The organism is Pistricoccus aurantiacus, assembly GCF_007954585.1.
GTDB lineage: Bacteria > Pseudomonadota > Gammaproteobacteria > Pseudomonadales > Halomonadaceae > Pistricoccus > Pistricoccus aurantiacus.
Genome location: NZ_CP042382.1, coordinates 1,246,269 through 1,260,555, shown reverse-complemented (window position 1 = coordinate 1,260,555; position 14,287 = coordinate 1,246,269). Strand labels below are relative to the sequence as shown.

Genomic DNA, 14,287 nt, shown 5'->3' with positions numbered 1-14,287 from the left:
ACGCATTTAACGGCCCGAGGAACGAGCGTCTTCCAACCGTCGTGGGCTAATTTAGTTTCATTTCCTTGTACTAGCATCCAGACAGAACTGCCGCATCTATAACCACTTTGGGGCGGCAGCTTGCCACTTCCACCAAAAGTTAACTTTCGTGAGTTCAGTATCGTCATGTCGTATGGGCATTAACCAAATAATTCACGATCGGTATCCTAACTCACTAATTCCTGTAGAAAAGACGTGAGCGCTTTCTTGGGATCATCCTCCTCTGAAACGATAATCTCGATTCCCCACTGTCCCAATACTTCCTGTGTCACGGGATTCGGTCTATTTGTGAAGACGTAAGACTTTGGCCTTGCAGAGGGCAGAACTGAGCGCCCCCACATTTCCGTCAATCGATAAAAAAGGAGTCGAATATTAATATCCGAGACACTGTATCCGATGAAGAGAACAGAATTTCCCAGGACGTCGTTGCTGAGCTTGATATCCAGCGGAGAGTCATAACTCAGTCGGTGAAAGTAACTGGTTTCGTCGAGTACGATTGAGTTTCCGTCATCGAAATCCCCGTGTAGTTTCACAATCTGACGCTGGCCCTCCGTTGCAGATACGAGGTCGGCAACGTTGGCGATTTTGTCAAATGGCACCTCGAACTTGTCGTGAGCCATTTCAAGCCATCGATCATAGTTGGTGGTGTAGATCCTTGAGAATCGTCCAAGGGTAATCAGTCGATGAATTTCGGACGTCGAGATGTCTGTAGTAGGCTTGTGCCATTCGCGATCCATCCAGCTTAGTAGCGGGCCCAAAGTACCTTTCTTTCTTTTGTAGTATTCGGCAAGCGCAAGCGGGGTACCATATGTGGAAAAGATCTTTGGGTCATAGCCCAACTCCAGTGCAATATGGGCGGTTAGCTCGCTCCAAGTAGGCAGACTAAGGTTGGCGGAAACCCCTGCGCCTACAAAAAGCATCAGTTTGCCGGCGCGATATGAATGTAGCAACTCGGCATTCATCTTATGTTCCCAAAGTTTTGAGGTATTCGGCGAATTGGTCGAGAGCTTTGCGACGCATAGAGATGGCGTCTTTGGCCGCCCCCATTTCAGCAAAGGTTTTGGTGTGACCGTTCGGGACGAAAACGCAGTCCCACTGGAAGTCCATTGGACCAGCCGGTACGAGAGGCACAGTTCCTTCAATGGAGCCGTAGAAAAAGCGGATCTCGCGCCCATCACAGTATCCGAGCACTGTTTTTGCGGTTACTGCGTCATCTCCGAGACCCGCTACAAGATCAACGAATCGATCTGCTTCCAGCTTGTCCCAAAAAATCTGGGTCAGCCCAGCTGGAAGCCCATTGAGACCGCTTAGGTAGAGCCCTGTATGTTCGACAAAAAGAGGGCGACCTATAACCTCAAATGCCTTGATTAATTTGTCCCGAACCAAGCGCTCGACGTCCTCGGTCTGTAACTCTTCAATTTTCCGCGACACAGGCACTACGTCCACCCCAACAGGGGTAAGAATTCGTTGCACCTCGTTGACCTTGTGCTGATTCCCGGACATGAATCGGATTTTCAATTTAGACCCTCTATGAAGGAGAACCGCTTGGCAACTTCGAATTGTTGGTAAATATCGATGGCAGATAGTCCCTCGGTCATAGCCATAGCATCATCCTCTGCAAGGCCTCGCTGATGAATTGCTGGGTTGTCCGAGCAAATAACAAAGGGGACCTGGTGACGCCGAAACTCGGACAGAGGATGGGCCTCGTCGGCAGGAACCGCTCCGGTGAGCCTGTTGCTGATTGGGCATACTTCGATGCAGATTTCCTGACTCGCCAAGTAATCTAACAAGTGAGGATCTTTGCTAGCCGCTGTACCATGGCCAATTCGGTCTGCGCCAAACAATTCCAAGGCTGCCCGAACGTTGTCCACGCGTCCGGTCTCACCGGCATGTATGGTGACTCCAAGCCCAAACCGGTCTTTTGCCTTTCGATACAGTGACGGCAATTCGCCTGGATACGCAATTTCTTCGTCACCAGCTAGATCCAGTCCCACCACATCGTGCGGCTCACCCAAGTTTTGATATGCCTGCAGAAGTGTAAACAGGGCAGCCGAGCTGTAGTCGCCACGGGTCACAGTGAGAATCAATCCAAAACGTATACCAAATTGGTCAGACGCGGCTCTGGACGACTCGATAAGGCGTTCCAGGGCCTGAGTAGGAGAGCAATTTTGCAAAGTCGCAAGGTACAAAACACTACTTCGGAGTTCCACAAAGCGCACATTGCTTTCCGAAAGACTAGCAAAGACCGCTAAGGTAATGCGATTCAAATTCTCGCGTTTTTTAGGAAAGAGACGCAAAACCTGCCAAGGGGTCAGGTATGACGCTAGTGATTGACATGGGGTGTGCCGCACCAGGTCACGCTCAATTACAAAACCGTACGGCAATTCAACCAATTCGTCGGCAAGGATGTCTCGAATTGTCGATACCGGGATCGCTCCGTTCATATGCACATGAAGCTCTCCCCGTTCCCGTTCACAAAGTTCTGCAGCCAAGCTCTGTCTTACCGCCTTATGCTCGATTGCGCCAATCTGCTTTGTTGCTGGTTCAATCTGCCACTGATTCAATTGATATCCTTAAACAGGCAGCCATGAATGCCGTGCCTAAAAGCCACTCTATGTACAGTTGGACACGTAGTTCGTCCCCACTGGCTGTATCAGTATTATCTCAAGTCAAAGCACGAAGGGAGACGATTGGCCAGCTCGTCCCAAATACAGGTGAGTAGTTATTTCGAAGAGCATCTGACTTGTATCGCAGCAATTGAGCTAGGTGTTGCGGCAGATACTCCAAGCGATCAGGTCGTGGATGTCAGCTTTGGGTGATAGCACCTATGCACGGTAATTCTTGTGTCGGCCAATAGCGGACGTCTCCGCACTCCAATTCTTAGAACAACATCGATTTGCTACGCACTGCAGATAATCCCAAGATCACATCCAATAGTTTCTTTGAGAAACGTAGCAGCCGAAGCCATCACCATGTTTTGATCGGCCGTCCGGTTTGTCATTGAGAGACCGGGCTGAACCACGAGTATCTCCGCTTCAACCCGTTTAAATCGATAGGCCTTCACAATGTTGTTCAACACCACCGAGCTACCCGCGAGGAACCGACTAGGGCGCACGGTATAATTTGCTAATTTCAGATTTCTGTTATTAATGTGTTGGCCAAGATCCCTAAAGCGCCATTTCCATTTTGCCGAGCGCACAGCCTGCGAACAAACTTCGACGACATCTTTCACGCGTTCGCCGGGCGTCTGGCCACCCGCGAATTTGCAGTGGACTAATACCATTCGAATACGATCCGGCTCCTCCTTCAGGCAAACCAAGTCGGCCGCTTCGCCCGCGCCGTCATCGTCGAACACTACATCGAAACCGCCTTGGACGAAATGTTGCGCGGTTCTCCATTGAATTGATTCCCGGCGCTCCTGTCCATTTCGCCAGATGGATTCAACCGTTATATCCACGCCCTGCCAGTTCCACGCTTCGAACTGCCTCTCATCAATTGCTAGCTCTCGTGGATCTTGGGGCTTGATCAGAAGATTTCCATCCAACTCAGAAAGATCCACAAAGCGGACCAAAGGTGGATAGGCACTGAAATACTCCGATGTACGGTATTCACGATTCCCGATCTTAGTCGTTAAATCATTTCCATACGTCTGTTGAACCTGAAAACCGTTTTCGCCTCCAATCGTCAAAGTAAACGCGGCGAACTCAGGACAGTCGTCCGTACTAAGTACGAAATGCACGTCATTCCCTTCCGTCTCAAGAAGCTGAATATCAATCAGGTATAGTGGCCATTCTTCATTTTCGGACGTAAATATTACCCGTTCCTCGGATATGCCCAACAGCTCTGCCGGCCACTCTACAGTAAGTACCGTTACATCTGGCAGCCTGTCGACTTCTTGTGGAATCAGCACATTCGCAATGATGTCGGCAACGTTAATAGTATCGTCCATGAGCTTCGAGCCGACTGCCTTACACCAACGGATAAGTGAAGGAATAGAACCTTGTTCTCTTGACCATACGCGTCCTTTATATGAACACCCGATCGCGATCCTATTTCCTTCTTCCCAACCCGTCCCGCTGACGTTGTTCTTGACGGAACCGGCTCGCTCGGAAACGCCAAGCGCCAGGGCGACATCGGCTCCGGTGTACATGGCGAAGCTCAGATTTCGCCTACCGTGCTTCTTCACACCTAGACTTTGAAACATCAGTCGGTTGATTCGGCCAAGTGAACGGAACACCTGTTCCCCGCTGATCAAGGAAACCGAGTCAGATACTGCCTGGGCTAGCTCCTGGAACATAGAGCCATGGTCTGTTGAAGACAAGAATAGAAGCCTCGAATTTTCGTCATAATGCAGCACAAACAGAGCCCATTCCCGATCACAGACTTCTTTGGATTGCAGCCAGCGTACGCGTGGCTCATTCCTTGTAACAAAATACAAAGTACTTGTTTGTTCATGTAGCCAAACTGCATGAACATGACGACCTTTTCCTAGGCCCGTATAGAACCTGGTTGGAAGGAATTGCTCTGCGCGATAAACCACCGTACTAAAAATTGGGCGAAGCAACTTGTGCGAAATGGAAACGTCATCGTCAGCTGGCTTATCCAACCTTCGCGATGACTGAAGAAATTCGATCAGCTCCGCATGCCCTTGGGCAGCTTCTGAACTGAGTTCGCTTAACAATTTATTCCAATCGGCATCTTCACTATAAAGGCGTTCCAGCGCACCGGAAACTCGGGAATCTGCGATATTTGCGACGACAGTAGCATTGCCTATGTTCTGGCCTGCAACCCGGGTAAATCGGCCAGTAAATTGCAGAAGGATGGCTAGGCTTCGATGCATGTCGTGGACAGCCGCCACCTTCAGGCTAGGAAGATCGAATCCCTCTCCTAGCATGTTGACGCAGATCACGATCTTGGATCGGCCCGCTTTCAGATCCTCTACTCTAGTGTCGGTGCCACGGCTCTCCGAGTGAATTAAGACGGGCTCTAGATCGGGAGCTAGCTCCCTATAGATCTGCTCCACGACCTCAGCCCGGCCGATGCTCTCGCACCGGGCCATGAGCAAATGGTCGTATCCAGCACGCAGGTCTTCCCTTAGCTGCTGGACAGCTACCTCGGCAATCGCCTGATCTGCCTGCCCCTTGCCACGAACCTCACAGACAGGATTAAACTGGATCGACTTGAAGTAACCATCCCGCTGGGCATGGCCAAGCGGGTAGTTGAATATGACCTTTCCGTCGACGAGTCTCCCATCCCGCCTGAAAGGCGTAGCCGTAAACTGGAGAATGGGGACGTGGTTGAATGCATCCCTTATACGCGTCCAGTTGGAAGCCGGGACATGATGCGCCTCGTCCAAGATCAACGCTCTGCACTTTTGTGCCAATGCATCAAGGATCTCTCTTTGCGTGCCCACACCGATGGCACTAGCCGTGACCACCACGACGTTGCATGCATCAATCAGTTCAAGATCTTCAATCGTTTGCGGACGTTTGTTGATGATTCCGACGATAGGGTTGAGCACCGCTCCGGGTAGTACCTTGAGCTTCCTGAGCAACCCGAATGTAAGGAACTTTTGTACAGTCTGAGCTCGAAGAGAATCCCACGGAACTACAACCAGAAGTGGCGTCTTTCCAAAAGCCGCTAGGGTAGCCAGCATCGTTTCCGTCTTCCCAGTTCCAGTCGGCATCACAATCGTTGCCGGCTGATGCTCCAGGCTCCAGTGCGCCCCGATTGCATGCAAAGCGCCCAACTGCGGCGGCCTTAATCCTTCGTCCCCCGGCCTCACGGCTCCATTTTCCTGTTTGATTTCGGAACGGAAAGATAGTCGTCCGGTCCAAGAATTAGCAATTTCCCAAGCCACGCGAGGCCAACCATCCCGCGCAACCATTGCCTCAAATTCCTCGAGCAACCGATGGCTCATCCATTTATAGCCACTTCCTGGACGTTCTTTTAAGATACCATCCACACTGATCGGGCGAGCAATGCTCGGCCTTGAGGTCACCAGCACTCGCTCACCATTTGCTAGGTGCAAAATCGGCAACGTGGTTCTCGACGTAATCCGTTCTTCTTCTCGTTCCAATATCTGGATCTCGGCACCCTGCCGCAAGACATGCCGCACCCGTCCCTTAGGGAACGACATATTCACCACCAGAGGCGGTAATTGGATCATGATAAGTCCTCGCCGCACTCATCGTGCTTAATATCAACTTGTGTATGCTTTGAGACGCATTCGGCCAGAATTAGAATATCAACGATATTATGATATAGCGTTGGGGTTGATCTGTAGTGGTCAAGTGTTTCTAGCCACTGCCTTTTGAGCATTCCAATACTTCTTTTCTATCTCATTCGGCGGCAGCCCATCGTTATGCTTGTGTGGCCGGAGGCTGCTGTAGTAACCGACCATATACTCGATGATCGATGACTTCGCCGTCGCAATACTGGGGTAGCCAATCGCTGGCACCCATTCTGTTTTCAGGCTCCTGAAAAAACGCTCTGTCGGGGCATTATCCCAGCAATTCCCACGACGGCTGAGGCTCTGCGTCATCCGGTAGCGCCAGAGTAATTGCCGGAAGCCCTGGCTGGTGTACTGACAACCCTGATCCGAGTGGAACAGAACGCCTTTTGGCTCACCGCGAGACTCATAAGCCATCAGCAATGCCTTTTTCACCAAGTCAGTATTCGGAGAGAGCGACAGCGCCCACCCCACGGGTTTACGTGAGAACAAGTCAATGACGACGGCCAAATAAGCCCAGCGTGCTCCCGTCCAGAGATAGGTGATGTCACCGGCCCAAGTCTTGTTGGGGACCGTCACATCGAACTCCCGATCGAGCAGGTTCGGGATCGCCAGGTGAGGCTGATCGGCCTTCTTGTAGCGATGGCTCGGCGGCTGCGTACTGGTCAGCCCAAGCTGCTTCATTCGCCTGCCCGCACGATAGCGGCTCAGCGGTATGCCTGCCTGGGTCACCATCATGGCAATGCTGCGAGCGCCGGCAGAGCCGTTACTGGCGGCATGCGCCTCGACAACCTGCTTCAACAGCATTTGCTCATCCTTGCTGGGCGTCTTGTTCCGGTCACGCCAGGCCCGGTAGCTACTGCGATGCACCCCAAACACCTGACACAGGTGCTGCACCGCATAGCTCTCTTCAAGTCGCTCGATTATCGAGAATTGCTCAGGGAGTCCGACATCAAGAGAGCGGTAGCCTTTTTTAGAATGGCTTTTTCTTCCTCAACCCGCCTCAGCTTGCGCTTCAGGTCTTGAATCTCACGCTGTTCGAGGGTCAGCGCCTCGCCACTCTGCGGCGCATGACCTGCCCGTTCTGCACGCAGCCTGCGAACCCAATACTCCATGGTGGACTTGCCAACCCCCATGGCCTCGCAGGCCGCCTTCAGTGTGTAGCCCTGGTCGACGACAAGCTGGGCCGCTTCCAGACGGAATTCCGGGCTGAAGTTTCTTTTCTTGGTCATCCTGTCCACCTGACGTTCTCTGTGAGTGATCATACACTCAAAACCAGGTGACCAAATTCACTGTGCCACTACAATCGGACGAAATGGGCCCTAAGGCGTTTCCTCCAAGTGATTGCGTGCTGGCCGTTTTTCCAACCAAATGCTTAGTCCTGGCGCGTCCGCCACAGCGTCTGCGAGAGCTGTTGCTGCTTCAGCCCGCCACGCCAAGTTCCCTGGTTCTTGAAAGCTCCTGCGAAGTTCCCTGATCATCACGAGGGCCTGTTCAGCCCATGCCCTGAACTCATCTAACTCCCAGTAGGCGACCCTCACGAGATGTGGCAACGCTCCTGGCCTAGCCTTCTTGGATGGTGTTACAAGTACAGGCTGAATGATTCGTGCATCTACGGCATTCGGTACATGGTCTCGAACCCAGTCAGGGTGTGAGGCAGCCTGTCGAGCCTTGGTTGCGTCAATTACTGCCGTGCTTGGGTCAGCATTGGCATGATCCTCAAAAACGATCACCACATCTCCAACCTGCCACCATGGATCAGGGGAGGCATCAGCCTCGCGCTTGCCCGCCGAGAAACCGAGATGTTCGCCTAGCAATACCTGTGCTTGCTCAAATGAGTCACCATCACGGAGACCGTCGCGAATCTTCTGTTCTCGCGCCGTGAATGCGCGGTTGTGAACCGTACCTAGCTTTTGCAGGTAGACCTCAAGACGCTCAACCTGAAGCTGAATAACTGTATCGTTCTGTTCATCGACTGTTGGCTGTTCATCGCGCCCGTGTGCCAGTTCGACGAGCCAAGGAATACCTGCTGCTGCGTCTTTTGCCTTTCTGAACTGCTCTTTCGCCTGCATACCTAAGTCGGCATATTTTTGTGCGGATGCAAGCTCGGCTGCACTTCCTGCAAGGTAATGCCATAGTGCCCGATAGCCTCGCAGCTCATGATTGTTTAGCCCACCAAGCACTTCACGAGCTGCCTCATATGCCTTCGGGTAGTCCTGCCCCCACATTGCCTGTTGCCAGACTATTTCGTGTTTCACGACCGAAGCCAACTCACCCATCGCGGGGAAGGGTTCTTGAACCGCGTTAGACCTTGTTTCTAGGATACTTTCATTCGCCGTCTCCCATTCTGACTCATGTTCAAGGAATATTTCGAAATTTTCTTCAATGGTTTCGGCGCTGACTTCGCTCGATTGTTCCACACCAAATTCAAGCTCCGCTTGCAGCTCAGGATGGAAATGCTTCCGTCTGCGCCGGTCTGTTAGGTAGCCAGGAAGGTCCTCCCCCGTGACCACAACCGCTGAATAATCATTAAGTCCGCGAGTACATCTGCCGACCGCCTGGAGAACGCGGGTTTGAACTCGTTCATTGAATAGAAGATTGGCCCCCATTCGAGTCATTAGGAACCGCTCTTGGAGATTCGTAGCTCTCGGCAAACCCTCGACAAACAAGAGCCGACAGTCATTATCTGGAAAGTCGATTCCATCATAGCGGTTTGCTATAACAGCTACCGCACCTGCCTTGTTTATAAAATTTGACCGACTAGACTCAAGATCTACCGCAGTAAAAACTGGAAGGTTTAACGTAGATTTCACATCTTCCTGAATGTTCTCTGCGGCTCCATTGGTTGGTGTTAAGACAAGGCTACGGCCTGCTTTCAGCATTAAAGAACGGCGTAGATCTAGGGTTTCTTGCTCTCCCATAGATCTTTCTGGAAAGATGAAAAAGCGGCGGCCTATTCCTTGACGATCCCAACCCTCAGGAATGGGTAAACGGGTAATGGCAGTGCGACCTGTGAGCCGCTCCAAGTCTCCGCCGGCTCCTAAAGTGGCAGACATGAAAATTCGTTGCTTCGCCCCAACAAAAGGATGATGCGTCCAGGTCGGAGGTATTAGTGGCCTAATCATTATTTCCGAGCATGTGATATACAACTGGCACGCAGTAAGGTGATCCGCAAGCATGCTCCACGCATGGCGCTGATCGCTTCTACCTATGTTTTGAGATATGACTGTTTGAAGTTCTTGGGCGACTTCTGACAATTTGTAGCTTGGAATCTTATCGACCCATGTCATGTCGTCAAAACCATCTCTTTCCCCGATCATGCGGGCATAGCTGGTCTTTGACAATTGGCTTTTAAGCACGCTAGCGACAGCATCGAACAGACTCTGATCCTCGCCAAACCTACTGATATGGACTGTCCACTGACTAGCAATATAGTTCTCTGACGCGTGAGCATCGTCGACAAGGATAATATCTGGATCTTCAAAAAACGGGTTGGTGTTAAATAGACTGCTGTAAGTTGTGACAGCCACTTTATTTCCATCTAAATAGGCAGCTTTCGCATCGGGCGTGTAGTTCTTCACAGAGCCAGTAAAAGCCTGAACAGACAGTCCATACTTGTCAGATGCTTCGTCAGCCACTTGACTCACAAGCTGCCTAGTAGGACAAAGGTAGACTACCCGCTCGCCGTACTTGCGTCGTCGCCATTCAGCTAGTAATAGTCCAACGAGGGTTTTTCCACTGCCGGTTGGCAACTGGAGCGCTACATCTGGTGCTCTTAGTGCCTCGGAAACGTATGTGCGGAGAACCTGTCCTTGGTGATCATATAGGCTCGGGTGCTTGCGGCGAGGCAAATCTCGAAAAAGTCGATCTGGACTCTCCGGGACAGGAACTTGCGCAGACGGTTTTTTAAACGCCATAAATCCTCACCATAGCTAATACTAAATAGTTACAACAATGTGCTCCAAAGGCCGACACCACCATTTGCGGCTCAATTTTCATACAATCCAAAAATTCTGACAAAAATAGAATTCATTATTGGCTCATGCTGGCTGGACCCCACCTAGCAAAAATTAGATGCCGAACGACTGTGCTGGTATGGCCGCTTAGGGTCGTAAGCAGACATGCTGTCTGAGTCGGTATACGGTTCGTTGATTTACAGTTACTGGTTGCCATTCCGCACTCCCTTGCTATGCCGAATTCTCAGCCAGATTAGCACCATCATGGTATGGCTGCTCGCAACCTTCGTGGCAATCTGGTCTTGGCATATGCTGCTTTCTGCCTGACACTGTATAAAAATCAGGTATGGAGAAGAGCCCTCATGGCATACACAACACTCATCCTAGCTGACCCAGCACCACCATTGCTGCCGTTGCCCCACCCTTTACCCCTTACTCGCGCCGGGCTGTCGGGCTTTCCCAGCCCTGCCCAAGACTACGATGGTCGCACCCTGGATCTCAACGAGCGCCTGGTGAAGCGCCCCTCGGCCACTTTTTTCATGACTGTCACCGGCGACAGCATGGGGCCGCTGGGCATCCACGATGGCGATTTGCTGCTGGTTGATCGCTCCATCACGCCGCGCCCCGGCCACATCCTGATCGCACTGGTGGACGGCGAGATCACCGTGAAGCGCTACCAGATGATCAAGCAGCGCCCCTACCTCTGCTCGGGCAACCCTGAGTACGCGCCGATTCCGATTGCCGATCTCGACTGCCAGGTCTGGGGCGTGGTGCGCTCGGTGATTCACGAGTACCCGGTGTAGCCATGATTGGACTGATCGACTGCAACGCCTTCTACGTCAGCTGCGAGCGCGTCTTCCAGCCTCGATTGGAGGGCGTTCCGGTAGGGGTGCTCTCCAACAACGACGGCTGCGTGATCGCCCGTTCCAACGAACTCAAGGCGCTGGGGGTCGAGATGGGAACGCCGGCCCTCAAGCTCCGGAATCTGCTGAAGCGCGGTCAGATCCATCTGTTGTCGTCGAACTACGAGCTCTACGGCGACATGTCAGTCCGGGTACAGCAGGTGCTGGAAGAATTCTCCGCCGGTGTGGAGCCCTATTCCATCGACGAGATGTTCGTGCGCTTCGATGGATTTGCAGCAGCTCAGATGCACTGTCATGCCCAGGAACTGTTCGCCAAGGTCCATCGCTTCACACATATTCCTGTTAGCGTAGGAATTGCCCCGACCCGAACCCTGGCCAAGCTGGCCAACCGGGCTGCCAAGAAGATTCCCCATTACGCCGGCGTCTGCGTGCTGCAAGACAGCAGCATAGAAACTCAGGGACTGCTGCAGCGTACTGAGTTGGGGGGTGTATGGGGAGTTGGCCGATGTCTGGTTGAACGTCTGGCGCAGCTGGGAATGACGACCGCCTGGCATCTGGCTTGCGCCGACCCAAAGCAGATCCGCCAGCACTTCTCGGTGACCCTGGAGCGCACGGCACTCGAGCTGCGCGGCATTCCCTGCATCGAGATGAACGACGCCAGTGAGGCACGCCAGCGAATCATGACCTCACGCTCCTTTGGTCGTCTTACCACCGAGCGTGGCGAGATTCACGAGGCGATCCGCCAGCATGCCCAGCGCAGCGCCGAGAAGCTGCGCGGGCAGAACAGTCTGGCCAGGGCCGTTCACGTCTTTCTCAAGACCAACCGCCACCGGACTGACCTGCCCCAGTACTCGCCGGGTGCCGTGGTGGAGCTGACGCGTCCGACCGACGACAGCCGCGAGATCCTGCAGGCCGCCAGCCAGGCCTTCGGTGCCATCTACCGGCCCCAATACCACTTCATGAAGGCCGGGGTGATGCTGCTCGACCTGATCGACACCGACCGCCAGCAACTCTCCCTGCTTGATACGCCGCAACATCAGGCGGAGCGGCAACGCAGCGAACAGCTGATGGCCACCCTGGACGATCTGAACCGCAAGATGGGCCGAGGCACCGTCAAGTTCGGCATGCCCAGCCCCAACGCCGCCTGGCATCTGCGCTGTGCCAACCGCACGCCACGCTGGACAACACGCTGGGACGAGATCCCCCGTCTGCGTTAACGCATCCTTAGCCAATTGCTACCGCGTTGTCCGTCAATGCTCACACCACATCTCCACCGCCAGGTCCACAGTCTCTTTAATGGACACCAGCAGGGTGGGACATAGCATGGAGACCATCATACTGACCTGGTTGGATGACGGCGGCTGTGCGCTGATATGTGGCTGCGGCCAGAGTCAGCGGCTGACCCACAAACCCAGGACTTGGAACCGCTTTGAATTCATATGGCTCTCGAGCGGGCGCTTCAGGATTCGCTGTCGCGCCTGTCACGCTCACATAGAGCGCTTCGTCAGCCACCCCGCACCTGGCGTCGCAGCCGGCCTCACAGTGAGGGTAGCGGCGCTATCAGGCTGTCATCATCGTGAGTGGACGCGTTGACGCGGGTACTCACCGGCCAATGGGTGATCTGGCGAGGGTCGAGGTGACGGACGGTCTGCCGCATGGTTTCCCGGTCGGTCAGGTGCGGATCAAGCCACGGCGCAAGGCTTTCGGCATCCAGAGCCAATGGCATGCGGTCATGGATCTGCTTGGCCACACCTCGCGCCGGTTCAGTTAGGATGGCGCACCCTGGCTTGCCGTCAGGCCGCTCCGACCAGATACCCGCTAACCAGAGCGGCTGACCATCATCTCGTGTCAGGAAGTGGGGCTGCTTCTTACCATCGACTGGCGTCCACTCGAACCAGCCATTGGCAGGCACCAGGCAGCGGTGGTGGGCAAAGGCACCGCGGAAGTACCTTGAGGTCGCGACCTTCTCAACCCGAGCGTTGATGGGCTCAGGAGCGTCCTCACCGGCCCAGTGGGGGTAATAGCCCCACCACACCGCATCCAGCACCAGAGGCCCCTCATCGTCCAACCGGCGCACGGCGCTGATCCAGGTGCCTGGCGCCACGTTGTAACGCGGCACCAGGTCAGCCTCAGTGGCCTCCAGCGGCAGGCGCAGCGACGCTGCCAGGCTCGGATAGGGACTGTAGAGGGCAAAACGGCCGCACATGATCAGCGTTTTCCTAAGTTCTTCACGAATGTTCGGCCGGAGCCACCCCCACCGTCTTCGCTGCCCCCACCTCGTAACCGCTGACCAGCACGTAGCGGCTGCCGCGACGGTGGTCAGCCCACTTGCCACGGTAGAAACGCTCGTCGCGCAGCTGCCGCCAGTAGGGCGATACCGACCGCGGCGCGGTCATCGCCAGGGTAAGCTCGCGGTCTTCGCGGTCGACGCCGACCTGGGAGAACGGAACGCCCTTCTTCCCCTCGGGGTGCTTATTCTTCATCCAGGCCGGCACCCCGTTCGACTGTGCCTCCGGGTAGGCGGAGAGGTACATGCCCAGGGAGAGCACGTAGCGCACCACCTCGCGCAGGATCATGCCCTCCTCGTCCGCCAGTGGCTGGGCGCGACCGCCGGCGTGGTCGATCGCCTCGCGGTTGATGAAGTCGGTAATCTGGCTCGGCTTGAAGGCACCTCGCAGCATGGTGGGGTTGAGGCTCGGCCGGGTGTCCAGCGGGTTATGGATCGCCACTATCAGCCACGGATCCCCGAGTCCCTCCATGTCCACGCCATGGGGGTTATTGTGGGCGTGCAGGAAAGCCTCGTAGCGGCTAGGCAGCGTGGTGGAGTCCACCCAAGCGACCAGGGTACCGTCCACCGAATGGCCATGGAAGGTCTGGCTGGTCGGAAACGACAGGGTGCTGAACTCCCAGGGCCACGACCAGGCGTCACCCTGCACCTTGCTCAGCTGCACCGTCTGCAGCCAGCTCGACAATGACGGCTCAGGCACCACCACCCTGCCCTCACGGCCATGGTGCCACTCGAGCATCAGCATCTCGCCGTTGATGGAGTGCACCACCTGCTCATCGAGCACCATCTGTCCGAAAATCTCCGCTTCGATGCTGGGCTTCTTGGGTAGTCTCATCATCTTCATCACCGAGCGGACGTAGCGGCGGGTGAAGCTGGGGTAGTGTCGATAGGAAGTTTGTAGCATTAACAC

At 54.3% G+C, this 14,287-nt stretch carries 10 protein-coding genes; 2 read left to right on the top strand and 8 right to left on the bottom strand.

Annotation, left to right across the window (positions count from 1 at the left end; all coding sequences use genetic code 11):
- Positions 1-206 precede the first annotated feature (206 nt).
- The 6 genes from FGL86_RS06075 to FGL86_RS06050 all read right to left on the bottom strand — a co-directional run bounded on the left by FGL86_RS06075 (position 207) and on the right by FGL86_RS06050 (position 10,188).
- Positions 207-1,001: an SIR2 family protein gene (locus tag FGL86_RS06075; protein ID WP_147183746.1), complete on the bottom strand. Its 795-nt coding sequence runs from the start codon at positions 999-1,001 to the stop codon at positions 207-209.
- Between the two features lies 1 nt (position 1,002).
- A complete protein-coding gene (locus tag FGL86_RS06070) occupies positions 1,003-1,542 on the bottom strand; it encodes a non-canonical purine NTP pyrophosphatase (protein ID WP_246131744.1) in 540 nt (179 codons plus the stop codon).
- Positions 1,543-1,553: 11 nt separating this feature from the next.
- Positions 1,554-2,603 carry an adenosine deaminase family protein gene (locus FGL86_RS06065; RefSeq protein ID WP_147183744.1) on the bottom strand — a complete coding sequence of 350 codons (1,050 nt, stop codon included), beginning with the start codon at positions 2,601-2,603 and terminating at the stop codon, positions 1,554-1,556.
- A gap of 335 nt (positions 2,604-2,938) precedes the next feature.
- A complete protein-coding gene (locus FGL86_RS06060) occupies positions 2,939-6,208 on the bottom strand; it encodes a DEAD/DEAH box helicase (protein ID WP_147183743.1) in 3,270 nt (1,089 codons plus the stop codon).
- 120 nt (positions 6,209-6,328) lie between these two features.
- A protein-coding gene (locus FGL86_RS06055; protein ID WP_425468314.1) for an IS3 family transposase occupies positions 6,329-7,503 on the bottom strand; the annotation gives its coding sequence in 2 pieces (ribosomal slippage) (positions 6,329-7,248 and positions 7,248-7,503; 1,176 coding nt in all).
- A 90-nt stretch (positions 7,504-7,593) separates the two neighbouring features.
- Positions 7,594-10,188, bottom strand: coding sequence for a DEAD/DEAH box helicase (locus FGL86_RS06050; protein ID WP_147183742.1), 2,595 nt, complete (start codon positions 10,186-10,188; stop codon positions 7,594-7,596).
- Between the two features lie 401 nt (positions 10,189-10,589).
- Between FGL86_RS06050 and FGL86_RS06045 the strand changes: the two genes are divergently transcribed.
- Together FGL86_RS06045 and FGL86_RS06040 are read left to right on the top strand one after the other, a co-directional pair.
- Complete coding sequence (locus tag FGL86_RS06045; RefSeq protein ID WP_147183741.1) at positions 10,590-11,030, top strand: LexA family protein; 441 nt, start codon at positions 10,590-10,592, stop codon at positions 11,028-11,030.
- Between the two features lie 2 nt (positions 11,031-11,032).
- The gene (locus tag FGL86_RS06040) at positions 11,033-12,307 is read left to right on the top strand and encodes a Y-family DNA polymerase (protein WP_147183740.1); all 1,275 of its coding nucleotides are present in this window, start codon (positions 11,033-11,035) and stop codon (positions 12,305-12,307) included.
- Between the two features lie 320 nt (positions 12,308-12,627).
- Here the strand turns inward: FGL86_RS06040 and FGL86_RS06035 are convergent, their stop codons facing one another.
- Positions 12,628-13,296, bottom strand: coding sequence for an SOS response-associated peptidase (locus tag FGL86_RS06035; protein ID WP_147183739.1), 669 nt, complete (start codon positions 13,294-13,296; stop codon positions 12,628-12,630).
- Positions 13,297-13,318: 22 nt separating this feature from the next.
- On the bottom strand, positions 13,319-14,281 hold the full coding sequence (locus FGL86_RS06030; protein WP_147183738.1) for a hypothetical protein: 963 nt from the start codon (positions 14,279-14,281) through the stop codon (positions 13,319-13,321).
- Positions 14,282-14,287 lie beyond the last annotated feature (6 nt).